Genomic DNA, 23,488 nt, shown 5'->3' with positions numbered 1-23,488 from the left:
GTTGCCTAAATGCCTAAATTAAGGCAATAGGTATTTAGCTCATAGACTAAATATCTCTTCGCCTGCATTTATGCAAGGCGGGGGCGACGCAAAGCTGGAGGTGACAATGACTACCGTAGCGAAGCAGACCCTTTCTACCGAACGCATGATTTCCGGCCTGAAAAGCAGCGCTATCGATGGCGAGGTGGTTTGGGTGCCGGCGAAATCAATCTGGACCGGCATAATGACATTGATCGCATTGGCATTCGCCCCGCTGACTTTCAGCTGGGGCGCCATCGCACTCGCTGTAGCAACCATGGCAATCACCATCTGCGCCGGTCATTCGGTTGGCATGCACCGCCTGCTCATTCATCGCTCGTTCCATACCGGCAAGACAGTCGAGTACATTCTTGTCTACCTGGGAACGCTGGTCGGCATGGCCGGGCCGTTTGGAATGATCCATGCACACGACATCCGCGATTGGGCACAGCGTCAGAGCGATTGCCACCCGCTACATGCCCATCGCCGCTCGTTCATCGTAGGTGCCTGGTGGCAGATGCATTGTGCGGTTAAACTGCAACATCCACCCACCTTCGTCATCGAGAAGTCCGTGCGCCGGGACCGGTTCTACCAATTCCTCGAACGAACGTGGATGGCTCAGCAGTTGCCATGGGCCATACTCTTCTTCGCCATAGGCGGCTGGAGTTGGGTGGTATGGGGGATCGCGGTGCGCGTCTCGGTCTCGCTTACCGGCCATTGGCTGATCGGCCATTTCGCTCACCGCCGTGGCCACCAGGGTTGGAGCGTTAAGGACGTTGCGGTCCAGGGCTATAATTTGCCCGCCTACGGGCTGATTACATTTGGCGAAGCCTTCCACGGTAATCACCACGCCTTCCCACAATCCGCACGCCTCGGCCTGGAGGTCGGACAGATCGATCTCGGCTGGACCTTTATCCAGGCTCTGATGGCACTCGGGCTCGCCGACGAGGTGAAGCTGCCCGAGAACACGCAGGCTCGCGATGGGCTGCAACGCGTGCCTGAAGCGGGAGCTTATATACCAGGGACATGCCTGCGGACATGCAAGGGGTGCCCGATGTCGGCTCGCATCCACGCAGTCAGACAAGGCGTGGGCGATAGTCCGGGCGCGACAAGGGTTTCCAAGAGCGCATCCCATACCCTTGCTCAGCCCAGCGACGGAACCGAACGTAGACAGAATTCCACTTTACGTATCGCTCATGCATATCGCGCCACTGGCAGCCGACCCGAAGGACATGCAGCATGCCGTTCATGAAATGACGATTATCATGGAAAGGACGGGATTTACGCCCACGCTCCGCTGGAAGAAGCGGTTCCACGATCCGCCATTCTGCGTCGGTTAGGTCTCTACGTGCCAAGACCGCCTCCTAAAAAGCAGCCTTGAATCATGCCTGGGCTGATTTGGGAATCCACTTTGTCAACGCGGCCTAGATCAGGGGCATAGACAGACACCCGGGCGGGCTCTTCGGGGAATACCTTGCTTTTGCAGCCCGCCGAAACGACGGGCCGGCGAATTATGGGGCGATTTCCCGCAGCCTCAGATCGCCATTCCGGATCCGCGGCGACTCGCCGGAAAAGTTTCGGCTCACATCAACCGGTCATCGCGATCGCCACCCAGGTCGGGACAGCAACCATCACCATCGCAGCCAGGAGGCCAAGGCCGATCTTCGCCAGATACGCGCGGCGGGCACGCTTCACATCCCACTCGTACACCATGGACATACATCCCACTCCTACTCCGCGCGCTAAATTAGGATAGTCTGCGGATACGTCAATGGTGGCTATCGATCACGGCTACCTTGCCCGAGGCCGACCTTCGAGCTCGGCGGCGTAGTTGCGGATGTCCTGCTGACGTTGCGGGGTGCCCGGATGGCTCGAGAGAATGCTTGCATCCTCATGATCTCCAAGCTTGTCTTCGAGGACCGCGAAGAAGCGGGATAGTGCTGCCGGGTCATAGCCGGCCGCCCGCATCAGCTCGACAGACCGGCGGTCCGCCTCCGCTTCCGCGGCCCGGGAATAGGACAGCGCCACCAGTGCGCCGCCCTGCGTGAGGATGTCCTCGACGCCCGAGCCGACATCGCCGGCAATGAGCATGACCAGCGCGGCGACGCCTGCGGCGCGGTAAAGCTGCCGCAGGCTGTGTTCGCCTTCGACGTGGGCGATCTCGTGGCCGAGCACGCCAAGGACCATTTCCCGGTCGCCATTGGCGAGCTTCACCAGATCATCGGTTAGGATCAGGTTGCCGTTCGGGAGTGCGAAGGCGTTCGGGCCGATCACGCCGCCATCCCGAAAATAAAGCTGATAGGCCTTTTGCCCGCCTTTTGAATGGACGGCGAGTTTCGAGAAGCCCTCGGAGATCGCCTGCCGCTCGCCTTCCGGCAATTCGGACGGTTTCAGGATGGCCCGATCGAGGGATGCCAGCGTGCCGGAGCCGATCAGTTCCGGCACGAAGGGCGGCGTCACCAGAACCGCGACTTCCACCAGAACGGGGACGGCGAAGCGGTAGATCGTGGTGGCAAGGAGGATGACGGCGAGCGTCATCAGGATCAGCCGCGGATGGAACTGCTCCAGCCGATGGATCAAGCCGCTGCGGGCGCCGCGCTTGTCGCGCAGATAGGTGTCGATCCCGTCGTTGTCGCGCGTCTCGAACACGGATCCGTCCGGAAAGCTCACCCGCCGCGGGATCGAGCCGACCCGCGGGCTGATCTCGGTCCGCTCCGGCACGGCCGACGCGAGGACCCGCTCCTCTTCCGCTGCCACGAGGAGGATGCCGTCGTCGCGCAGAACGGCCGGGATCGCGCGGCTGGAATTGGCCGGATGCCATTCACCTTTGGCGATGACCGCTCCGTCAGAAGCCAAAGTCGAACCCTTCCATATCCATGTATTCGGCGCTGATCGCAGCACCGCTCGCCTCGATCGAGGAGAGGATCTCGCCCGGGTCGCCGTTGATGCGGATGCCGGTGTGTTCGTTTACATACCGCGCCATCCTGACCGCCGCCCAGGGGCGCATCAGTCCAAGCGTCAGCACGGTGACGATCACATTGCTGATTGCGATCCAGGCATAGCGCAGCCGGGAGATGTCGCTGACCAGCTGATGGCGACCGTCAAGCTCCGCCGCCGACCAGGCGACATTGCGCACACCCGCCCGATAGAAGAGACCGGCAACGCCGTAGAGGATGAAATAGATGAAGAGACCGGCATAGAGACCGGCGATGCTCAGCACGGTCATCTGCGTGCTCGTCAATTCGGCGCTCTCGCGCATGACGGCCGCAGCACCGATGATCACGACGAAGGCAATGAAACCGAAGACGATGCTGCCCAGGAATACGATCAATGCCGGCAGGACCCAGACGCCATAGAGCCGGCCAAGCTGCGGGTCGCTGGAAAACGGCCGGTCGCCGTAACGCAGGTTGTTGAAGAGGTATCGCCAGGTCCAGCGGCTCGCAAGCGGCGCCAGGATGCCGAAGGAAATGAAGGCTACCAAGCTGCCGAGCATGATAGCAACGAAGGCGCCGCCTGCCGTGCCGACGAAATCGAAACGCACGTTGCGATAGCTCGTCACCCGGGCGTTGAAGCGCAGGCTGCGCTTGATGAGCCACGGCAGAGCGATCAGGATCACGATCGGGGTCAGGATGCCGATCGGCGGAAAGATCGCCGTGCCGATGTTGAGCACGATCAGGAACGCGATGACGATCAGCCGGCCGATGAAGATCTGCTTGCCGGTGGCGTGATACTCGAAGGCGCGATCGAGAATGACCGTGTTGCCGTAGAAATATCGCATGCGCCGCACCTTCGCCCAGGCCGAATAGATGCCGAGGGTGACGATCGTCAGCAGAACGTTGACGATCCAGATGCCGAAATATTCGCTGGCGCTGCCGGTGAAGGATGCCCGTTCAAACGACTGTCCTTCCGCCGCCCGAGGCGCCGTCTCTGCCATTGCCATGATGTCATATCCCCTTGCCGAATACCGTCGAGACGGCTGCCTGCCCGATTCCCCGCATGATTGTAGGGCCTGGATATGTCATTTCAATTGTTCGCGCGACACGTAATCAGGTTTTCGGTCGCCAAAATAAAACGGGCCTCCGAAGAGGCCCGCCTGATGCTCTGTCCTGATTGCCGTTTACTTCATCGTCGGCATGACGAATTCGGCACCGTCCTTGATGCCGGACGGCCAGCGGGCGGTGATCGTCTTGGTCTTGGTCCAGAACTTGATCGAATCGGTGCCATGCTGGTTGAGATCGCCGAAGCTCGAAGCCTTCCAGCCGCCGAACGAGTGATAGGCGAGCGGAACCGGGATCGGAACGTTGATGCCGATCATGCCGATATTGATGCGGCTGGCAAAATCGCGGGCGGCATCGCCGTCGCGGGTGTAGATCGCAACGCCATTGCCGTATTCGTGCTTCATCGGCAGTGACAGCGCTTCCTCGTAATTATGGGCGCGGACGACCGAGAGGACCGGACCGAAGATTTCCTGCTTGTAGATGTCCATCTCGGGCGTGACGTGGTCGAACAGCGTGCCGCCGACGAAATAGCCGTTCTCGTAACCCTGCAGCTTGAAACCGCGGCCATCGACCAGGAGCTTGGCGCCTTCCTCGACACCGCGGTCGATCAGGCCGTTGATGCGGGCATGGGCTTCCTTGGTGACGACCGGGCCCATGTCCGCCTTGTCGTCCGTATAGGGACCAATACGCAGGGACTCGATCTTCGGGATCAGCTTTTCGACGAGACGGTTGGCGGTTTCCTCGCCGACCGGAACGGCAACCGAAACAGCCATGCAGCGCTCGCCGGCCGAGCCGTAGCCGGCGCCCATCAGCGCGTTGACGGCCTGGTCGAGATCGGCATCCGGCATGATGATCATGTGGTTCTTGGCACCGCCGAAGCACTGGGCGCGCTTGCCGTTCATGGCAGCCGTACCATAGACGTAACGGGCGATCGGGGTCGAGCCGACGAAGGAGACGGCGCCGATATCGGGATCGGTGAGGATCGCATCGACGGCCGCCTTGTCGCCGTTGACGACGTTGAGGATGCCGGCAGGCAGGCCCGCTTCGATCATCAGTTCGGCGAGGCGCATCGGCAGGGACGGGTCGCGCTCGGACGGCTTCAGGATGAAGGCATTGCCGCAGGCGATCGCCGGCGCGAACATCCACATCGGTATCATGCCCGGGAAATTGAACGGGGTGATGCCGGCCCCGATGCCGACCGGCTGGCGCATCGAATACATGTCGATCTGCGGACCGGCGCCCTCGGTAAACTCGCCCTTCGACAGGTGCGGGATGCCGATCACGAATTCGCAGACTTCCAGGCCGCGGATGACGTCGCCCTTGGAATCCTCGACCGTCTTGCCATGTTCCTTCGACAGCATTTCGGCGAGCTCGTCCATGTTCTGGTTGAGCAGGTCGACGAACTTCATGAACACGCGGGCGCGGCGCTGCGGGTTGGTGGCAGCCCATTTCGGCTGGGCCTGCTTGGCGTTTTCGACGGCAGCGCGGATTTCCGAAACGCTGGCGAGCGAAACCTTCGCCTGGACTTCGCCGGTCGCCGGATTGAAAACGTCAGCCGCGCGGCCGCTGGTGCCGGCGACATGCTTGCCGCCGATGAAATGCCCGATCTCACGCATGGGTATGCTCCTCCATTTTGGTAAGTGGCGGGAGTCTACACTTCGATTTGCACAAATCAATGGAGTGGAATAAGCATCCGTTGTGCAGAAATTGAAGTAAGATCGAGGCTATGATGTCTTGCAACATGGTCAGGATTGCGGAACTGGAAATCGATCCCGCACAAATCGACACCTATCGAGCCTTGCTTGCCGAGGAAATCGAGGCATCGGTGGACAATGAGCCGGGCGTGCTGATGTTGCATGCGGTCTCTGAAAAGGAACGGCCTGGGCAAGTCCGCATCCTGGAGGTCTATGCGAACCGGGAGGCTTACGAAGCGCACCTCCGGACGCCGCATTTCCTAAAATACAAGAAATGCACGGCGGACATGGTGAAGTCTCTCAGGCTGATCGACGCCGATCCGGTGATGATGCGGGCAAAGTAAGCAACAGGCATTGAAAGACGACCAACAATGAACTGGGATGATGTCCGCATGTTTCTGGCGGTCGCCCGCGCCGGACAGATCCTGGCTGCTTCGCGGCGGCTCGGTGTCAACCATGCGACGCTCGGACGAAGAGTGACGGCGCTGGAAGAGGATCTCCGCACCCGCCTCCTCATCCGCCGGACCAATGGCTGCGAACTGACCGCCGAAGGCGAGATGTTCTTTCGGGCGGCCGAGCGGATGGAAACCGAGATGCTGGCGGCGCAGGCGAGCACCGGGCGGATCGACGCGGCAATCGCCGGAACGGTCAGGATCGGTGCGCCCGACGGTTTTGGCGTCTCCTTCCTTGCCTCGCGGCTGGGGCGGCTGACGCGACGGCATCCGGAACTCAAGCTGCAGCTGGTGCCGGTGCCGCGATCCTTCTCGCTCTCCCAGCGGGAGGCGGATATCGCCATCACCATCGAACGCCCGGAACAGGGCCGGCTCGTCTCTTCGAAACTGACCGATTATACGCTGGGCCTGTACGCCTCGCAGACCTATCTCGATCAGGCAGGGACGCCGCGGACGGTCGAGGCGCTGAAAAGCCATCCGCGCATCGGTTACGTCGAGGACCTGATCTTCTCGCCTTCCTTGAATTTCACAGGCGAGGTGATGCGGGACTGGGATGCGAGTTTCGAGATTTCAAGCGCCATCGGCCAGACCGAGGCAGTGCGTTCCGGGGCCGGTATCGGCATCCTGCACGACTATGTGGCGCGGCAATATCCGGAACTGGTGCGCGTGCTGCCCGAGACCGTCATCCGGAGGTCCTACTGGACCACCTATCATGAAACGACGCGCGACCTGATGCGGCTGAGGACGGTGGTGGAATTCCTGAAGGAACTGGTCGACGGGGAAAGCCACATCTTTGTGTGACGGATAGGACGGCCTTCAAGAGGAAAAAGAAGAAGACCTAAAACAGGGTCCGGCCGCCGAAGCGGCCGGAAAACCTTGTATCAAGAAGGCAGGAAGGTCGTAACCGGAACCTTGAGTGCCGCGGCGATGCGCTTCAGCTTGGCCGGGTCGGCATCGGTGCCGTTTTCAATGCGAACGATCTCGTCGTTGACGAGGCCGGTCGTGATGGCAAGCTCTTCGATGCTGTAGCCGACAGAACGTCGCGTTTCGGCGACGGCTGAGGCAATGTGCTGCGGAGAAAGCTTCGCTCCGTTGGCGGATGCGAAATTATTGATCGAAATTGTCATTGTATGCTCCTTCTGGAATGGCCTGCCGAAAACCGGTCAGGTGAAGGGGGACGAACGCCCGAGACGCAGGAGTCTAAAAAATTAGGCACCGGCTGCCGCAAACATAGGCATGCTAACGACCGAGACAAGGGCGATTAGTGCAGTGCACAAAAATGTGTTCACTTTCGGGTCGGAAGAAGGCAGCGCTAAAATCGCTGAAGCCTTCCAAACGGCCAAAATGAGGGTATTTCGTCCGGAATTGGCTTAAAAAACAAAAGCGGCACCGTTTTTGCGGTGCCGCATTAAATTTTCTTAACTTTCGAGCAATGATATTAGGTTGACTGAATTGCCTTGATCCGGTCGATGCCACCGACGATTGTGGCGAAATCCTGCCACACTCCCTGCGCGCCCTTCTGCCATTCCCCGAAGACTTCCGGCTTCAAGAGTTTGCCGCCATTCTTCAGCGACACGGCGACGGATGCCGCCTCGTCGTCGATGATGAGCTGGTTGAAATAGGCAGCTCCTTCCTTCGAGGCCTCCTGGAAAACCGCCTTCTGCTCGGGGTTCAACTGGTTCCAGAAGCTTGCGGAATAATAGATGACGCCGGACGCCCAGATATGGCCCGTCTCGGTCATGTAGGGCACGACTTCATAGAGCTTGAAGCCGGCATAGGCGGATTTGGTGAGGTCCATGGCGTCCGCGACGCCGGTCGCCAGCGCATTATAGGTCTCGGTGATCGGAATGCCGACCGGTGCGGTGCCGAAGGCGCTCCACAGCTTGGTGTGCAGCGGGCTCTGGATGACGCGGATCTTCTTGCCCTTCAGCTGTTCCGGACGGGTGACCGGTTCCTTGGTGAGCAGGTGGCGGGCGCCATAGTTGATGAAATCGCCGATGACGAAATTCTGAGCGGCGAGCTTCTGCTTGAGATCTGCACCGACATTGCCGTCGACCGTCTTGCGGACATGGGCTGCGTCGCGGAAGAGGAACGGCAGATCGAGGACCTGCAGCTCCGGCACCCAGCCGGACAGTGACGAGACGGTCGAAAGGCTGGCCTGCACGGAACCGAGGCGGGCGCCTTCCGCCACTTCCTTCTCGCCACCGAGCGCGCCGCTCTTGACGACGTTGAACTTGAACTGGCCCGGCAGCTTGGCTTCCACCAGCTCGCCGATCTTCACCCAGATCTTCGATTCCGGCTTGTCGTCGCCAAGCAGCGAGGCGGTGGTGATCGTCGTCGTGCGAGCGGCCGCGCTGCGCACGAAAACCGGAGCGGCGAGCGCCGCGCCGGTTGCTGCGGCAGTCTTCAGAAGGGTTCGGCGGTTGATGTTGTCCATGTCTCAGCTCCCCGGAAATTATGGAAGAATCAGAAGGTGATCGCCCAGACGCAAAGGATCGCCAGGGAGACCAGAAGTGCAAGCAGATAGGGCACGACCGCCTTGAACAGCGCGGTCGCGGGAATGCGGGTGACGCCGCTGACCACGAAGATCAGCATGCCGAGCGGCGGGGTCAGGCCGTGGATCATCAGATTGACGACGATGATGACGCCGAAATGGATCGGATCGATGCCCGCGGCGACGGCGGCCGGCAGCAGGATCGGCCCGAACAGCAGGATCGCCGCGCCGATATCGAGCACTAGGCCGACGACCAGAAGGATGACGTTGGAGAGGATGAGGACCGCAAGCGGGCTGCCGCCGAGCATCGTCACGAACTCCGCGACGAGGCCGGAAACGTTGTCGACGGCGAGCAGGAAGGCGAAGGGTCCGGCCGTGCCGATCAGCAAACCGATCGCAGCGGACTCCGTCGCCGCCTGCCGGAACGAGGCGAGCAGCGAGCCTGCTCCGACCTTGCCCCAGGCCGCGAGAATTATCGTATAGAGCGCCGCCAAAGCCGCCGCCTCCGTCGTGGTGACTATGCCGATGCGGATGCCGACCACGACGATGATGCCAAGACCGAAGGCGGGAATGGCGGAGATGGCTGCCTGCCGGCGCTCACGCCCCGATGCGCGCGGCAAGGCAACCTGCTCCCTGACAGACAGATGGATGGCCACGGCGAGGCAGACCGCCATCAGGCCGCCAGCGAAAAAGCCGCCAACCAGCAGCGAACCGACCGACAGATTGGTGGCCGTCGCAAGGATCAGGAAGGCGATCGACGGCGGGATGACGTTGTCGAGCACCGAGGTGGCGGCGATGATCGCGCCTGCCTGTGCCGGCGGGTAACCGTGCTTGACCAGTTCCGGCTGGAAGGTCGAGGCGCCGAAGGCGGCATTCGCGACGGACGAACCCGAGGCGCCGGAAAACAGCACGCTGGTCAGAAGCGTCGTCTGCGCCAGTCCCGCCCGGCGATGGCCGACCATGGATGCGGCGAACCGGACGAGCTGGTTGGCGACGCCGGAAGAGGTCAGCAGCCCGCCGGCCAGCAGGAAGAACGGAATGGCGAGCAGCAGGAATTTCGACATGCCGGCCACCGTCGAAGAGACGATCGCCGGTTCCGGCAGGCTGCTGCCGAAGGCAATCGCCACATAGGCTGCCGCCAGGAAAGCATGCGCCAGCGGGGCGGCCAGGACGAGACCGAGCGCGGCCACCAGCGCCAGGAACAGGCTCGGCGGCAGTTCGCTGTCGATAAAGATTTCGGGAACGCCGAAATAGAGCGCGGTTCCGAGGACGAGCGATATCAGCACCGGCAGCGCCCTGCCCTCGGCAAGCCTTTGCAGAAGGAGCACAACGAGGATCAGCACACCGCCGACGCCCAGGAAACCGAAGCGTATCCATTCCGGAACGCCGAGCGTCGGAGAAATTCCGCCGAGCATCGCCATAATCTCCGAACCGCCGAAGAGCAGGATCATGGCGGCCAGCACGGTGAACACGTCCGCCAGAACGTGGATCGCCGACAGCAGCCGGGCAGGCGCCAAACGTACGAAGACATCGAGCCGCATGGCCAGTGCGCTATTGAGGCTGAGCGGGGCGCCGATCGAGATCAGCGCCACATGCAGCCATATCCCGAGGTCTTCGGCACCGATGAAGCCGGTATTGAAGAAATAGCGCAGGCAGACGCTGACCAGCACGACCGTCAGCAGAAAGGCGAGGATGAGCGCTGCGATGGTGCCGAGCACGGCCTCGACACCCTTCAGCACCCGCGCCACAAGGCTATCGCCCCGGACTGCCGTCTGCTCTAGAAAGTCGGATGGGCTGGCTGCCACGGGCTCTTACCTCTGCCGAAGAATCAGGCGGTCCTGACCGTGGAAAGATCACGATCGAATAGCGTCTACCAGGTGAATGACTCGATGCCGACATCTCGCGTGAGACATCGAGACGCGGCAATACCTTTTCGCCGAAGCGGTGGGCTTGCTCAAGCAGCGGCAGGCCCGAAAGGAGAAAAGTTTTCGGCGCCCGGCCTTTCGCACGGTCGTAATTCAAGCGCGGCTTGAGAGGTTCCGCCTTTGCGGCGGCCATTCCCCGCCGCAACGGGGCAAGATCGGCAGTTAAGACCAAAATCTCGCCCTCGCTGCATCTTTTTGCGAGACATGCTTGGTTTTGAGTGAATTAATGGATTCGCGGAAATGCAGGGGCAACCCTTGCGTGACAATCGGGGGATGTGTCCGTGGGCGATATCGAACAAGAAAAGAAATCTCAGGATCTCTTCGAATTTCATCCGGAGCCCGCCGCCCAGACAGGGGCTTCGCCCGACCAGTTCCAAGCGGAGATGATGGATTTCACCATCTTGAGCGTCGATGACGACGAGATGTTCCAGAACTCCCTCAGGCTCTCGCTTTCGGGCTTCACCTATCGCGGCGTCGCGCCGCGGATACTGATGGCCGCTTCTGCCAACGAGGCGGCCAAGCTTCTGCTCGAAACGCCTTCGATCGCCGTCCTGCTGCTCGATGTCGTGATGGAGACGGACGATGCGGGGCTCCGGCTGGTTCGCACCATCCGCGAAGTGCTCGGCAACTCGCAACTGCGTATCGTGCTTCTCACGGGGCAACCGGGCATCGCGCCGATGCAATCGTCGCTGGAGACCTATGATATCGCCGATTATTGGCTGAAGACCGACCTGACCAATGAGCGGCTTCACAGCATTCTCACTGCAAATCTCAGGACCTTCGAGCAGATCGACGTGCTGAACCGCGCACGCCGGGGCCTCCAGAGCATTGTGGAGGCGAGCAATAGCCTGGCGAGGTCGTCGGGATTCGAGGACTTCTCCCGCCGGATGATCCACGAACTGGCCGCACTTCTCGGCGTCAGCGAGGACGGCATCGTCTGCGTCCGCGGGCGTGACCGCGAACAGCCGCCGAAGATCATCGGCTCGGCGGGACGGTTCGCTACGGTCCTCAACCAGACCCTCGATACCATCGATGACGAATCCATTCGCGACTTGATTCAGCGCTCGTTGGACGAGCAGGCGAGTATCGAAACGGCGAAAGCGCAGGTTCTGTTTTTCCAGGGCCAGGCGGTCGCACCGCCCGCGGCAGCCTACATCGCGACAAACAGGCGAATCGACGACACGGAGCGGGAATTGCTGCGGGTCTTCGCGACCAATATCGGCACCGGCCTGATCAATGTGGCGCTGACCAGCCAGCTCGACCGCATCGCCTACGAAGACGGCCTTCTCGAGATCGCGAACGGCAACGCGCTGAAGCGCGGCATCCAAGCGGCGCTCGAGGTTCCCCCGCCCCGCAGACGGAAGGTCCTGTTCATCGAACTGAACCAGTACGCGAGAAGCTGCATCTCGCTCGGCGTCGAACAGGGCGATCACCTGCTGCGCGCTTTCGTGAAGCGTCTGGCAGCGGCCTTTCCGCCGCCCTGCATGATCGCGCGTCTGCACGAAGACGTATTTGCGGTGCTCGGACCTGAATATCTCGTGCGGATCGAATATGTAAACCGTCTCGAAGCGGGCGCCCACTCGCCCGAAGCCCTGTTCTTCGGCGCAGAAGCGGCCTCCCTCGACCTCAATCACTTCTCGTCGGCTCAAACCGTCATCGCGAATGGGCTTCTGCTCCTGAAGAAGGCGGGACTGAAGGGGACGAGCGGGCAACTGATCGAATACGACCCCAATGTCGAAGACGAGACGCGCCGCCGGCTCGCTCTTTCACAGCAGCTTTACAAGGCGCTGCTCAACCGGGAAATCAGCGTCGTATTCCAGCCGCAGATCGACCTGACCGACAATCGGATTGTCGGCGCCGAAATCCTGGCGCGCTGGACGCGTCCGGACGGTTCGGTCGTATTTCCGGCAGATTTCATTCCGCTCGCAGAGGCGAACGGGCTGATCGTGCCCCTGGGTCAACAGATCCTGGAACAGGCATGCAGCGCGCTCCGGTCCATGAGCGAAGCGGGATCGCAAGCGTCACCATCGCCGTCAATGTCTCGCCGATACAGCTTGGACGAAAGGAATTCATAGACGAACTGATCGCCACCACGCGCCGTTATGGCCTGTCGCCGGATCGGCTGGAACTGGAAATTACCGAGACGGTCGCGATGGAAGAGCACCAACACGCCAATAACATGCTCTCCATTCTCAAAAGCGAAGGTTTCACGATCGCCATCGACGATTTCGGCACCGGCTATTCTTCGCTGACGAAGTTACGGTCGTTCGAGGCCGCCACGCTCAAGATCGACCCGTCTTTCATCGCCGATCTCGGAGAGTCCAGCCAGAGTGACATGATCGTCGAGATGATCATTCAGCTTGGCGAGCGCATGAACATGCGAGTTCTCGCCGAGGGTGTCGAGACCGAGCAGCAGGCGGAATGGCTGCGGTCGAGAAAATGCATCCTGGCGCAGGGTTATCTCTACGCTCGCCCGGAGCCCTTCGAGCAATTCCTGGCGCGGTTGCAAAACTCGTCGGTCAAGACGGTGTAGCGGCCGATGGTCCCCGCGTCTGCAACCCGCATATTTCCGTCTCTCCGGGCCATTTATCGCCATCGCATGCGGCTTGCCATCTTCGTGGTACCCTGGGTCGTGGGACTTGGCCTCGGCGTTCCATTGCTCTGGTATCAAATCGGCGCGAACGCGCGGGAACCGCAGATCCGCAACAGGGAGGAGACCCTGTCGCAAGGCTACGACATTCTCAGTCGGGCCCTGGACCGGCTTGGCCGCGATGCCCTGTTTCTCGCCGACCTGCAATCGCGCTTCGGCGAAACGACGACTCGGCTTGCTCCGATAAGCGCAGAGATCTTCCAGAGTTTCGCCGCCAGTTCGCCGGACTACGCTCAGGTACGGTGGCTGGATAATGACGGCAATGAACGGCTGCGCGTCAACCGCCGCAGCGGCGCAGAACCGGTGGTCGTCAGCAGCGAGCAGCTGCAGAGCAAGGCGGACAGGCCCTATTTTCGCGATACGATTCCGCTGCCGCTGAACGGCCTGTATTTCTCTGCCCTCGATCTGAACATCGACAACGGCGTGGTCGAGGTCCCCCATCTGCCGACATTGCGCGTTGCAAGCCCTGTCTTCCGCAACGGGATCAAGCAGGGCATCATCGTCATCAACTATCGTGCCACGCGATTGCTCGAACGCCTGAAGCGCCTCGACAGGAGTGTCGAGCTCTATCTGATGAACCAGGCCGGATACTGGGTCCAGGGTCCAAATGCGGCCGCGAACTGGGGCTGGCAGCTCGGAGCCCCAACGCCCGGCGCGGCTGAGGCGGAGATGTTGCGGGCGATAAACAAGGGGGACAGAGGGCTTTTCGGCAGCAGGGACGGAGATTGGAACTACCGTCGCTTCGAGCCCGGTACGGGCCTGCTGACAACCGGGGAGGTCGCGGAAATGCGCGCCGCGGATGCCGCTCTCTACCTGCTCGCCCGTGACTCGGCGAGTGCGATCGATGACCAGGAAACGAGGGGGAAACTCATTCTCGGCGCGATCGCCGCAATCCTCGCCATGGTGGCGCTTGCGGTAACCGGCCGCCTGGCCAGCGGCATGGAGGCCGAGGCGGAATGGGCGCGGCAAATGGAGGACACGAACAAGACGCTGCGCGAGACCAATGAAAAACTGAACGTGACCCAGCGGGAACTTGCGCGGGCCGAACGGCTGTCGTCGCTGGGCCTGATGGTTGCCGGCGTCGCCCACGAGATGAACACGCCGCTTGGAAGTGCGGCACTCGTGCTCAGCAAGGCCGCCAAGGATCTCAGGCTTTTCAAGGAACGGATTGCAGCTGGGCTGCGCCGCTCGGATCTCGACCTCTATATCGCAGACAGCGATACCGGCCTCGATCTGGTGCGTGAGGCCATCCACCGGTGCACCGCGCTGGTTCAACGTTTCAAACAGGTTGCGGTCGACCGCGCGACGCTGGAGCGACGGGATATCGATCTCGCCGCATTCATTCCCGATGCCGATCCGCGCCTGCGCAAATGGGACGCCAGCGCCGGCATCAGGCTGACTCTGAACCTGCCTGCTGATCTGGTGATCACCACCTATCCGGGACCGTTTGCCCAGGTCTTGTCGAACCTCCTCAACAATTCGCTGCTGCATGCCTTCGATGCGGGCAAACCCGGCATGATCAGCATCGATGTCCGCAGACTGGCAGACCAGGTCCTCATCGAATTCACCGACGACGGTCGCGGCATAAACGAAACGGATATCCAGAAGATATTCGAACCCTTCTTTTCCACGGCCCGTCACAGCGGCGGTACCGGCCTCGGGCTGCATATCGTCCACCAGATCGTCACCGAAGTTCTCGGCGGATCGATCGCCGTCGAGAGCCCGCCCACCGGCGAGGCCCGCGGCACCCGCTTCATCATCCGGATTCCGAGAATTGCTCCGGCACAGGCGGGAGCCTAAATCTCTTCAGATCCCGGCATACCATTCGTAACCGCGATCCTCCCAGAAGCCGCCGTTGCCGCCATAAAGCCGGCCGAGATCGGCCACCGCCTCGATGCGGGTCAGATATTTCGCCTGCTTGTAGCCGAGCTGGCGCTCGACACGCAGCCGCAGTGGAGCGCCATGCGCGACTTCGAGGTCCCGGCCGTTCATCGTGTGGGCGAGGATGGTCTGCGGATGGAAGGCATCCACCAGGTCGATGCTCTCGTAGTACCAGCCACTGCCGTCGAGCGACTTCTCGTATTCGTCGGCACAATGGAAGACGATGTAGCGGGCTTCCGGCTTCAGGCCGACCGTCTTGAGCAGAGCGCCGAGCGGCACGCCGGTCCATTTGCCGATGGCGCTCCAGCCTTCGACGCAGTCGTGCCGGGTGATCTGGGTGCGGGCCGGCAGGACCTTCAGTTCGGCAAGCGACAGCTGCATCGGCTTGTCGACCAGGCCGCCGATTTCCAGCTTCCAGGTGGAGAACTGCCGGTTCATCCAGTCGAGATATTGCGGATTGTCCGGCATGCTGGTGCCGTTGGCGCGGAAGACCGGGGACAAATCCGCCTCCGTGAACTCGCGCGCCAGCGCGTTGTCACCGAGCAGGAAGCGCTGCGTCTTCATCGAAAACCCTTCGGCGATCTTGAGGACGGATTTCGTCCGGTCGCTTTCGACGAGCGCGTCGCAGCCGCTGAGGCCGAGCGCCGAGGCCGCCATGGTCGCGCCGATCAGGAAGCGGCGGCGGGTGAGGATGCGGCTCATTGCTTGTCTCCCTTTGTGTCCCCTTGGTCGATGGCGTAATAGCCGGTGATCATCGAACGCAGATTGTTGAAGACGCCCGACAGGATCACCATCGCGACGTGGACCACCACGAAGGCAGTCAGCGAAAACGCCGTGAGGAAATGGATCGTACGGGCGGATTGGCGGCCGCCGAAGACATCGAGCAACCAGGGTGCCACGGCATTGAAGCCGGGCGACATGGTGAGCCCGGTGAGGATCATCAGCGGCAGGAGCAGGAAGATCACCGCGACGTAGGTGAGCTTCTGCAGCGTGTTGTAGTGCCGCGCCTCCGGCCCTTTCGGAAACCGCAGCCGGGCGTGATTGACGATTTCGTGGCCGATATGGGCAGGCATCAGCTCACCCCGGGCCGGCAGAAGATCGCGGCGGAAATGACGGCTGAACAATCCATAGGCGAGATAGATGAAGCCGTTGATGACGAACAGCCACGCAAAGAAGAAATGCCATCGTCGGCCGCTTGCGAGGTCCTGATAGCTCGGGATCGTCAGCCAGTCGGGGAACCCTCGTTCGGTCGCCTCGCCGTCCACTTCGGAGAGGCCGAGAAACCCGGTCGTATTGAAGGTGAGCGAACCCACATGGGTGAGGCCCTCAGCCCTGTCGCCATCCTGGACCGCCTCCATGGAAATGAAGGAGGGATCGTTGTCGGCACCATACTGGCCCCAATAGAGAGACGGATGGGCGTTGAATATCTGCAGGCCGCTGAACAGCAGCACGGTCATGCAGAACACGTTTATCCAGTGCGACAGGCGCACCAGCAGGCTGTGGCGGTAGATGACCGGCCGGCCGGTTGCAACGCCAGCATCGATCGTGGCCATGGTGTTTCCTCCAAATGCGGGAAGCGGGCTCCAGCAGATAGACGCGGCCGCCGGACAAAAAGTTTCAGCGGCCGCAGTCATGTCACTTCATCGCGTCGCAGGCCTTCATCATGTCAGACTTCTTCATCGCGTCCTTTTCCATGCCGGCCTTGTGCATGCAGTCGGTCTTGGTGCTGCCCGTCGCCATCGAGTCCTTCTTCATAGCATCCGGTTTCATGGCGTCGGTCTTCATGGAGTCCTTCTTCATCGCGTCGGAGTTCATGCTGCTCTGGGCGTTCGCCGCCCCGGCAAGCGAAAGGCCGACAACGAAGGTGCAGGCTGCGAGGCTGGAAAGAAGCTTGGTCATGGGATGTCCTCCTGGGATCAACCGATGTGTCCGCCGGCTGTCTGCCGAGGGCTCACAACCATCAATTCGACCCGCGCAGAAAGTCGTTACAGCTTCACGGTTATGTGATAGGCCGGAATCGTTCGGAATATTTTCCATTCCGCCTGTAACCGTTTACGTGCTTTTCCGAATGACCATTGAAACAGCATGACGAGCGCCCATTCGGAAGAAGCCTTGAAGGCCCTGATGCTTCTGTCCCTTGATGGGGACGAGGCAGCCTATTGGCGTTTACTCAACGCGGTGCGCGTCCTGCTTGTCGGATATTACAGCCGCCGAATGGCTGCTGCGACGAAAGCGGACATGGAGGACCTCGTCCAGGAGACATTGCTGGCGCTGCATTCGCGCCGGGAAACCTACGATCGCCAGCGGCCGTTCACCGCCTGGTTCTTCTCGATTGCCCGCTACAAGCTGATTGACCACCATCGCGGCCGCGGTAGCCGGATGATGGCGGAAACGGAGCTCGGCGAGGATTTCGAGAGCGACTACAACGAGGAAGGCCTGACGGCGCGGATGGATGTCGAGCGGCTCCTGGACGGCCTGCCGGTGAAACAGCGGGAATTGATCCGCCAGGTGAAGCTCGAGGGCCAATCCGTGGCGGACACGGCAAGCCGGACCGGCCAATCGGAATCGGCGGTCAAGGTCGGCATTCATAGAGGGCTCAAGGCACTGGCGGAGAAATTGCGAGGCGGAAAGTGAGAAAGACGGACGACATCATCGACAGCCTGGTAGGCGACCTGAAGCCGGTGCCGCGGCATGCGCTGGCACGGCGCTTCGCGACCGGCGTCCTGCCGGCGCTCGCCATGTCGCTGGTGCTGATGCTGGCGACCCTCGGCTTTCGCATAGACATGGCGGAAGCTCTGATGTTGCCGGTGTTCTGGATCAAGTCCGCCTATAACGTGTTGTTGGCGATCACCGCGTTCCTTGCCGCCTACCATCTGGCGCGGCCCGACGGTTCCAGGGGGCGGTTCTTCCAGTTCGCGGCGGCGATCGTCGCGATCATGGCTGTGGTTGCGGTCGGCCAGCTGATGATGTCGCCGGCTGAGACCTACCGTTCCTTGATCATCGGATCGTCAGCGCTGCATTGCCCTCTGCTGATCTTCCTCTTTGCGCTTCCGGTGCTTGCCGGGAACGTCTGGGTGCTTCGCCGCGGCGCGCCGACGGACCTGCGGCTTACCGGCTTCATCGCCGGCATCGCGGCGGGCGCTGCCGGTGCCTGGGTCTATTCCTGGTTCTGCACCGAGAACGGCATGCCTTTCGTGCTCATCTGGTATTCGCTCGGCATCCTGCTGGCAGGCATTCTCGGCTCGCTTCTGGGACCTCGGCTGCTGCGCTGGTGAGCCGGCGGGAAGATGCCTTAGCTCGATAATTTTATCGGGCAACCGATCCGTTCGCGGCAATCCAAGGTGCGGAATTCAGCGGCGGAGCTGGTCGATTCCACGATACACGAGTGCCTAAACACTCGGAGTGCTATCCGACCCGACAAAACTCTTGATTTGGAAGAAATGGTACGGTTGGGGGGTCTCGAACCTCCGACCTCAGGTGCCACAAACCTGCGCTCTAACCAACTGAGCTACAACCGCACAAGCGCCTTTGGGCGCCGTTGGGGGGTCACATACGGTGATCGGACTTTTTTTGCAAGTCCCATCCCGCAAATAGAAAGTCCTTTCCCGCAAATAGAAGAGGCCGGAGCATGCTCCGGCCTTCTCCTACAAATCAAGCTCAGGAATTAGGCAGCCTTGAAGGTCGTCATGACCTTTTCAGCGGCTTCCTTGCCGGGCTTCGTCACGTCTTCGACGATCTTGCGGGCGGTGTCCTGCATGGACTTGGCCTGCTCAACCGTGATTTCAGCCTGCTTGCGGATGAAACCGGTCTGCAGTTCGATCAGTTCGGCAAAGGACTTCACACCGAGCAGCTTTTCCATGTGGGTCAGCGAGATTTCGGCATTGGTGCGCAGAGCGTCGATCGCCTTGAGGCCGAGTTCGACAGAGCCGGACTGAGCGGTCTGCATTGTGGATTCCACCGTCTTGGTGGCTTCCTCGGCAGCAGCTTTCATCTTAGCATAGGCTTCGCGAGACTGGGTGGCACCCTTTTCGGCGAAGTCGCGGAAGCCTTCGGTCATCTTGGACGGATCGAGAGCGGAGAAGGAAAAGATATCGTCGTTCTTGTAAGCCATCGTTTTGGGTCCTCGTTGGCGATTTCTTCGGCAGAACCGAAGATGTCATGCCTCTTATATAGACCATGCCGTTGTGCATTGCAACATCATTGTGCGATGCACAATAAAATGAGTCCAGGAATTAACCCTATCGGAGGTTTGGAGAGCGCCGCTCTCGACCCGAAGGCAGGGGAAGGTTATTAACAATCCGTTAAACTACGTAGAAATCCGGTCACAAACGCCCTGTAGGTTTTGCCTATGTCCGCAGTTCAATACCCGTTCATCGACATTGCCGTGCACGAGCGCGTCCGCGATCGTTTTGCGGCAGGCGAAGCGATCGTGCTGTTTTCTCCGGACATGCAAAGCCCTCTCTGGGCGAACGGGCGCGGCGCCGATCTTTTCGGTTTCGGCTCCATCTACGATTTCCTCGACCAGGGTCCCAACCGCGTCGATATCGCCTTCCGTCAGATCGAAGCGGCCGCGCGCCAGCTCGGCGAAGTCGGCGACATCCGCAACCTGACGATCCGCGTCGCCTCCGGTTTCCAGCGCATTCCCGTGCAGGCGATCTGCGAGCTTGTCCAGGTCCAGGGCGAAACGGCCGTGCTGTTTAGCGCGCCGGTGGAACGGGGCAGGCTCGCGCCTTCGGCCTCTGCTGCCCGGATGATCGAAGGCTTCGACGATCCCGATACGCATATGGCGGTGATCGACGAAAACGGTGAGGTGCTTGCCGCCTCGGCCGAGTTCGCGGGGCTTGGCGTTTCCGTGCAGACGGCCAAGATGATGGCGACCATGGCGGGCGCCGATCCGAGCCGCCTCGTCAAGCGCCCGATCCCGACCTCCAAGGGCTACCTGCCGGCTGCCATCGGAAAGCTCTCCAACGAACCGGCCCTGCATCTCCTGTTCACGGTCGAGACGGAACAGGGCCGCGCCGCCGTGGCTAACGGGTATGAGCCCCGCGACGAGGCACCGACGCTCGCCGAAGACGATCAGGCGAATGCCGCGATCGGCGAGGACACCAAGGAACCCACTGCGAACAGCGACACCGAGCACTTCACGGTCGAGGCCGAGCCGGTCGACGATTTTGCCGAGGTGATCGCCGCTGTCTCCGAAATCGAGGATACGGAAGACCCGGAAGAAGAAATTTCGCTTGAAGCCGGCGAGGATGTCGCGCCCGTTCAGTCCGCTGCCTTCGAGGAACCGGCGGAAGAGGTCGCGCCTGAAAATGCCGTGCCGACCGCGGACGTCGAGGCCCTTTCCCCCGCTGACGGGATCGAGACGGCCGAGGCGCTGGTTTCCCCAACCGCGGTCGAGGAAACTTCTGCTGCCCAACTGGAGACAGTGGAGGCGGCGCCCGCAGCCGCCGAAACCGCCGCGTCGGAACCGGCTGGTTTCGTCTTTCGCGGCGACGGGCGCGCGACCCGCTTCGTCTGGAAGATCGATGCGGAAGGCCGGTTCAGGGAAGTTTCGAGCGAATTTGCCGATGCCGTCGGCCCACACGCCGCCGATATCAACGGCATGGCCTTTACGGATCTAGCCGCCCTCTTCCATCTCGATCCCGAGGGCAAGATCACCGAACTGCTCCAAAAGCGCGATACATGGTCCGGCAAGACGATCTGGTGGCCGATCGAGGGCACGTCGCTGATGGTGCCGGTCGATCTCGCCGCGCTGCCGACCTATACCCGCACCCGCGAGTTCGACGGTTTTCGCGGCTTCGGCATCGTGCGCATCGGCGATGCAGCCGAGGATCCGAATGCCGTCGGCCTGACCCTGACCCGGGCGGTGCCGGAGGATGTGGCCGAAGCGGAAACTGAGACTGTTTTCGAAAGCTACGAGGTTCCCGTCGATGCACCGGAATTGGTGGCAGAAGACGGTCTGTCTGTTGGGCAGGGCGAAGCCGAGGACGCGCCCACCGAAATCCTCGAGACGGAAGAGCCCGCCGCTGAGACCGGCTCCGCAGAGGATGCCATCGCCGGAAGTTCCACATATGACGAACCGGCTGACGAGGCTTCCGTGACCGAAGAGCTGGAAGTCGCTGAAGACGCCGAGCAGCCGGCTGCCGCCGAAGACATATCCGCCGATGCGGCGCCATCCGAAGACCTGCTGCCGGAGCCGGCGCCAGAGGATGCGCCGCAGGCGTCCAAGTCGGGGCGGCAGATCCCGTCGCTGCTCGATTGGCCGGCCGGCGAACGCCCGGCACTGCGGATCGTCGAAAATGCCGGCCGCCGCCATTCCGACAAGGTCATCCAGCTGGAAGAGCGTCGCTCCAACCGCCGCGACGGATTGACACCCGTCGAACAGGCGGCTTTCCGCGAAATCGCCCGCCAGCTCGATAATTTCGTCGGTCGCCGCAACGAGGAAAAGACGCCGGAGACTCCGGCCGAGGCGGAGGTGCCTGCCGTCGAACAGACGGAGCCGAGCGCGATAGAACCGGTTCAGCTCGAGCATGAGGCTGTGCACGAGGAACCCGTCGCGCCTGTTTTGGAAGAGATTTCCGAGGAAGAGGCGATCGCCTTCGGCGAAGACGCGAACAAGGCTTTTGCCGACGGGCCGATCGAGCTCACCGAAGAGACGGAAGCCCCTGTGGAGGCTCCGGCCGACCCGCATCCGGAGCTTTCCGACCGCGAACTGTTGAGCCAGATGATACCGGTTCGCGAACGCATCGGCCTTTCCGCGGAGATTGTCGACCAGATGCCGGTGGCGCTTCTCGTCCACAGCGGCGACACCCTGATCTATGGCAATCCCGAATTCCTGCGGCTGACCGGCTATGCCTCGATCGACGAGCTGGCGGAAGTCGGCGGCCTCGATGCGCTGCTGCAGCGGCAGGACCTCGAAGGCAAGACAACGGAAGCCGGCGGCATGGTCGTGGTGCGCGCCGACGATGTGCTAGTGCCGGTGACGGCGCGCCTGCAGTCCGTCCGCTGGGACAATTCCACTGTTCTCATGTTGGCGCTGATGCCGGTCGTGGCCGAGACCCAAGGTTCCACCGAGGATGGCGAAGCGGCGGCGGTCATTCCGTTGCGCGCGCCCCGCGCCGCCGACCAACTCGCCAAGCTGCAGGTCGAGGTAACCGAACTGCGCGCCATCCTCGAAACGGCCACCGACGGCGTGGTGATCATCGGCGCGGATGGCGACATCCGCTCCCTGAACCGGGCGGCGAGCGCGCTCTTCAACTACGACAATGAAGAGATCAACGGCAAACCTTTCGTCACCCTGTTCGCCCATGAGAGCCAGCGGGCGATCCTTGATTATCTCGCAGGCCTTGCCGGCCATGGCGTGGCGAGCGTTCTCAACGACGGCCGCGAAGTCATCGGCCGAGAGGCTTCCGGCGGCTTTCTGCCGCTGTTCATGACGATTGGCAAATTGACCTCCTCGAACGGCTATTGCGCAGTCATCCGCGACATCACCCAGTGGAAGCGCACCGAGGACGAGCTGCGCGCCGCCAAGCGTGCTGCCGAGACCGCAAACGCCCACAAGAGCGAGTTCCTCGCCCATGTGAGCCACGAAATCCGCACACCGCTCAACGCGATCATCGGCTTTGCCGACATGATGGCAAGCGAACGTTTCGGCCAGATCGGCCATGCGCGTTATGTGGAATATGCCAACGACATCAGCCGCTCCGGCCGGCATGTGCTCGATATCGTCAACGACCTTCTCGATATTTCCAAGATCGAGGCCGGCGAGATGGAGCTTGATTTCGTCGCGGTCGGCCTGAACGAGGCGGTGTCGGAAGCCGTCTCGCTGGTGCAGCCGCAGGCAAACGGCCAGCGGGTGATCATCCGCACGGCCCTCTCGCATGCCGTGCCGCAGGTGGTCGCCGATCCGCGCTCGATCAAGCAGATCGTGCTGAACATCCTGTCGAACGCCATCCGCTTCACGCCCTCCGGCGGTCAGATCGTCGTGTCCACCGCCTACGAGACCAATGGCAACGTGGTCCTTCGCGTCCGCGATACCGGCATCGGCATGACCCGCTCGGAGCTGGAGCTTGCGATGAAGCCGTTCCGCCAGGTTGCGAGCGCCTCCCGCAAGCGTGGCGACGGCACGGGCCTCGGTCTGCCGCTGACCAAGGCGATGGTCGATGCAAACCGCGCCGCCTTCGCGATCACGTCCGCACCGAACGAAGGCACGCTGGTTGAAATCACCTTCCCTTCACCGCGGGTTCTGGCGAACTGATCCTGGAGATTGCGATCGTTTTTCGGTTCTCATGGCTCGGCCGGCGATAGTGGCCGGCGACACCCATGGCTGCAGTTCCACTTATTACTGCGCCCTTGGGTTGTCCTGGACTTTAA

Annotated in this window: 19 protein-coding genes, 1 tRNA gene and 3 pseudogenes; 9 read left to right on the top strand and 14 right to left on the bottom strand. The window is 61.6% G+C overall.

Annotation, left to right across the window (positions count from 1 at the left end; translation table 11 throughout):
* Nucleotides 1–145: 145 nt before the first annotated feature.
* A pseudogene (locus LZK81_RS03945) lies at nt 146–1,015 on the top strand (acyl-CoA desaturase); the annotation flags it as partial.
* A gap of 95 nt (nt 1,016–1,110) precedes the next feature.
* On the opposite strand, the pseudogene LZK81_RS03940 reads toward LZK81_RS03945, so the two are convergent.
* The 5 genes and pseudogenes from LZK81_RS03940 to LZK81_RS03925 all read right to left on the bottom strand — a co-directional run.
* Nucleotides 1,111–1,373: pseudogene (locus LZK81_RS03940) on the bottom strand (transposase); the annotation flags it as partial.
* Nucleotides 1,374–1,605: 232 nt separating this feature from the next.
* Nucleotides 1,606–1,737, bottom strand: a complete 132-nt coding sequence (locus tag LZK81_RS29235) for a hypothetical protein (protein WP_267967563.1) — start codon at nt 1,735–1,737, stop codon at nt 1,606–1,608.
* 72 nt (nt 1,738–1,809) lie between these two features.
* A complete protein-coding gene (locus LZK81_RS03935; protein ID WP_233955248.1) occupies nt 1,810–2,874 on the bottom strand; it encodes a M48 family metallopeptidase in 1,065 nt (354 codons plus the stop codon).
* Nucleotides 2,864–3,958, bottom strand: a complete 1,095-nt coding sequence (locus tag LZK81_RS03930) for a YjgN family protein (RefSeq protein WP_418936465.1) — start codon at nt 3,956–3,958, stop codon at nt 2,864–2,866. Before LZK81_RS03930 ends, LZK81_RS03935 begins: the two co-directional genes overlap by 11 nt.
* 177 nt (nt 3,959–4,135) lie before the next feature.
* On the bottom strand, nt 4,136–5,632 hold the full coding sequence (locus LZK81_RS03925; RefSeq protein ID WP_046603299.1) for a CoA-acylating methylmalonate-semialdehyde dehydrogenase: 1,497 nt from the start codon (nt 5,630–5,632) through the stop codon (nt 4,136–4,138).
* 125 nt (nt 5,633–5,757) lie between these two features.
* Here LZK81_RS03925 and LZK81_RS03920 point away from each other — a divergent pair, with 125 nt between their 5' ends.
* Nucleotides 5,758–6,054 carry a putative quinol monooxygenase gene (locus tag LZK81_RS03920; RefSeq protein WP_233955247.1) on the top strand — a complete coding sequence of 99 codons (297 nt, stop codon included), beginning with the start codon at nt 5,758–5,760 and terminating at the stop codon, nt 6,052–6,054.
* A gap of 27 nt (nt 6,055–6,081) precedes the next feature.
* Nucleotides 6,082–6,963 (top strand): LysR family transcriptional regulator, encoded by an 882-nt coding sequence (locus LZK81_RS03915; protein ID WP_046624946.1) that lies wholly within the window; start codon nt 6,082–6,084, stop codon nt 6,961–6,963.
* A gap of 80 nt (nt 6,964–7,043) precedes the next feature.
* On the opposite strand, the gene LZK81_RS03910 is transcribed toward LZK81_RS03915, so the two are convergent.
* From LZK81_RS03910 to LZK81_RS03895, 4 genes and pseudogenes are all read right to left on the bottom strand, one after another.
* Nucleotides 7,044–7,289 (bottom strand): helix-turn-helix domain-containing protein, encoded by a 246-nt coding sequence (locus tag LZK81_RS03910; protein ID WP_038539927.1) that lies wholly within the window; start codon nt 7,287–7,289, stop codon nt 7,044–7,046.
* A gap of 311 nt (nt 7,290–7,600) precedes the next feature.
* Complete coding sequence (locus LZK81_RS03905) at nt 7,601–8,599, bottom strand: TRAP transporter substrate-binding protein (RefSeq protein WP_233955246.1); 999 nt, start codon at nt 8,597–8,599, stop codon at nt 7,601–7,603.
* Nucleotides 8,600–8,628: 29 nt separating this feature from the next.
* A complete protein-coding gene (locus tag LZK81_RS03900) occupies nt 8,629–10,404 on the bottom strand; it encodes a TRAP transporter large permease subunit (RefSeq protein WP_233956455.1) in 1,776 nt (591 codons plus the stop codon).
* A gap of 122 nt (nt 10,405–10,526) precedes the next feature.
* A pseudogene (locus LZK81_RS03895) lies at nt 10,527–10,642 on the bottom strand (alkanesulfonate monooxygenase); the annotation flags it as partial.
* Between the two features lie 220 nt (nt 10,643–10,862).
* Here LZK81_RS03895 and LZK81_RS29230 point away from each other — a divergent pair.
* The 3 genes from LZK81_RS29230 to LZK81_RS03885 all read left to right on the top strand — a co-directional run bounded on the left by LZK81_RS29230 (nt 10,863) and on the right by LZK81_RS03885 (nt 15,031).
* Nucleotides 10,863–12,656 (top strand): DUF3369 domain-containing protein, encoded by a 1,794-nt coding sequence (locus LZK81_RS29230; RefSeq protein ID WP_267967562.1) that lies wholly within the window; start codon nt 10,863–10,865, stop codon nt 12,654–12,656.
* Nucleotides 12,560–13,114 (top strand): EAL domain-containing protein, encoded by a 555-nt coding sequence (locus LZK81_RS29225; protein WP_267967561.1) that lies wholly within the window; start codon nt 12,560–12,562, stop codon nt 13,112–13,114. The genes LZK81_RS29230 and LZK81_RS29225 overlap by 97 nt, the downstream gene beginning before the upstream one ends.
* A 66-nt stretch (nt 13,115–13,180) precedes the next feature.
* On the top strand, nt 13,181–15,031 hold the full coding sequence (locus LZK81_RS03885; RefSeq protein ID WP_233955245.1) for a sensor histidine kinase: 1,851 nt from the start codon (nt 13,181–13,183) through the stop codon (nt 15,029–15,031).
* Between the two features lie 6 nt (nt 15,032–15,037).
* Here LZK81_RS03885 and LZK81_RS03880 read toward each other — a convergent pair whose 3' ends face one another.
* The 3 genes from LZK81_RS03880 to LZK81_RS03870 form a co-directional block, all read right to left on the bottom strand.
* Entirely contained in the window at nt 15,038–15,814 is a 777-nt protein-coding gene (locus LZK81_RS03880; protein WP_233955244.1) for a molybdopterin-binding protein, read from the bottom strand.
* On the bottom strand, nt 15,811–16,665 hold the full coding sequence (locus LZK81_RS03875; protein ID WP_233955243.1) for a cytochrome b/b6 domain-containing protein: 855 nt from the start codon (nt 16,663–16,665) through the stop codon (nt 15,811–15,813). Before LZK81_RS03875 ends, LZK81_RS03880 begins: the two co-directional genes overlap by 4 nt.
* Before the next feature lie 82 nt (nt 16,666–16,747).
* Nucleotides 16,748–17,011: a pentapeptide MXKDX repeat protein gene (locus LZK81_RS03870; RefSeq protein ID WP_046603292.1), complete on the bottom strand. Its 264-nt coding sequence runs from the start codon at nt 17,009–17,011 to the stop codon at nt 16,748–16,750.
* 186 nt (nt 17,012–17,197) lie between these two features.
* On the opposite strand from LZK81_RS03870, the gene LZK81_RS03865 reads away from it, so the two are divergent.
* Both LZK81_RS03865 and LZK81_RS03860 read left to right on the top strand, forming a co-directional pair.
* On the top strand, nt 17,198–17,746 hold the full coding sequence (locus tag LZK81_RS03865) for a sigma-70 family RNA polymerase sigma factor (RefSeq protein ID WP_046603291.1): 549 nt from the start codon (nt 17,198–17,200) through the stop codon (nt 17,744–17,746).
* The gene (locus LZK81_RS03860) at nt 17,743–18,387 is read left to right on the top strand and encodes an NrsF family protein (protein WP_046603290.1); all 645 of its coding nucleotides are present in this window, start codon (nt 17,743–17,745) and stop codon (nt 18,385–18,387) included. Before LZK81_RS03865 ends, LZK81_RS03860 begins: the two co-directional genes overlap by 4 nt.
* Before the next feature lie 166 nt (nt 18,388–18,553).
* Here the strand turns inward: LZK81_RS03860 and LZK81_RS03855 are convergent.
* A tRNA-His gene (locus LZK81_RS03855) sits at nt 18,554–18,630 on the bottom strand.
* 146 nt (nt 18,631–18,776) lie between these two features.
* On the bottom strand, nt 18,777–19,223 hold the full coding sequence (locus LZK81_RS03850) for a phasin (protein ID WP_046603289.1): 447 nt from the start codon (nt 19,221–19,223) through the stop codon (nt 18,777–18,779).
* 237 nt (nt 19,224–19,460) lie between these two features.
* On the opposite strand from LZK81_RS03850, the gene LZK81_RS03845 reads away from it, so the two are divergent.
* Nucleotides 19,461–23,372, top strand: a complete 3,912-nt coding sequence (locus tag LZK81_RS03845) for an ATP-binding protein (protein ID WP_233955242.1) — start codon at nt 19,461–19,463, stop codon at nt 23,370–23,372.
* Nucleotides 23,373–23,488: the final 116 nt, after the last annotated feature.

It is taken from the genome of Neorhizobium galegae, assembly GCF_021391675.1.
GTDB lineage: Bacteria > Pseudomonadota > Alphaproteobacteria > Rhizobiales > Rhizobiaceae > Neorhizobium > Neorhizobium galegae_B.
Note: the sequence above shows the minus strand (reverse complement) of the source record. Positions and strands in the feature narration are given on the sequence as shown.

Bases quoted from the DNA above. Each gene is read 5' to 3' on its own strand.
- LZK81_RS29235 (WP_267967563.1), bottom strand. From the start codon at position 1,737: ATGTCCATGGTGTACGAGTGGGATGTGAAGCGTGCCCGCCGCGCGTAT.
- LZK81_RS03930 (WP_418936465.1), bottom strand. From the start codon at position 3,958: ATGGCAATGGCAGAGACGGCGCCTCGGGCGGCGGAAGGACAGTCGTTT.
- LZK81_RS03925 (WP_046603299.1), bottom strand. From the start codon at position 5,632: ATGCGTGAGATCGGGCATTTCATCGGCGGCAAGCATGTCGCCGGCACC.
- LZK81_RS03920 (WP_233955247.1), top strand. From the start codon at position 5,758: ATGGTCAGGATTGCGGAACTGGAAATCGATCCCGCACAAATCGACACC.
- LZK81_RS03915 (WP_046624946.1), top strand. From the start codon at position 6,082: ATGAACTGGGATGATGTCCGCATGTTTCTGGCGGTCGCCCGCGCCGGA.
- LZK81_RS03910 (WP_038539927.1), bottom strand. From the start codon at position 7,289: ATGACAATTTCGATCAATAATTTCGCATCCGCCAACGGAGCGAAGCTT.
- LZK81_RS03905 (WP_233955246.1), bottom strand. From the start codon at position 8,599: ATGGACAACATCAACCGCCGAACCCTTCTGAAGACTGCCGCAGCAACC.
- LZK81_RS29225 (WP_267967561.1), top strand. From the start codon at position 12,560: ATGCAGCGCGCTCCGGTCCATGAGCGAAGCGGGATCGCAAGCGTCACC.
- LZK81_RS03885 (WP_233955245.1), top strand. From the start codon at position 13,181: ATGCGGCTTGCCATCTTCGTGGTACCCTGGGTCGTGGGACTTGGCCTC.
- LZK81_RS03880 (WP_233955244.1), bottom strand. From the start codon at position 15,814: ATGAGCCGCATCCTCACCCGCCGCCGCTTCCTGATCGGCGCGACCATG.
- LZK81_RS03875 (WP_233955243.1), bottom strand. From the start codon at position 16,665: ATGGCCACGATCGATGCTGGCGTTGCAACCGGCCGGCCGGTCATCTAC.
- LZK81_RS03870 (WP_046603292.1), bottom strand. From the start codon at position 17,011: ATGACCAAGCTTCTTTCCAGCCTCGCAGCCTGCACCTTCGTTGTCGGC.
- LZK81_RS03865 (WP_046603291.1), top strand. From the start codon at position 17,198: ATGACGAGCGCCCATTCGGAAGAAGCCTTGAAGGCCCTGATGCTTCTG.
- LZK81_RS03850 (WP_046603289.1), bottom strand. From the start codon at position 19,223: ATGGCTTACAAGAACGACGATATCTTTTCCTTCTCCGCTCTCGATCCG.
- LZK81_RS03845 (WP_233955242.1), top strand. From the start codon at position 19,461: ATGTCCGCAGTTCAATACCCGTTCATCGACATTGCCGTGCACGAGCGC.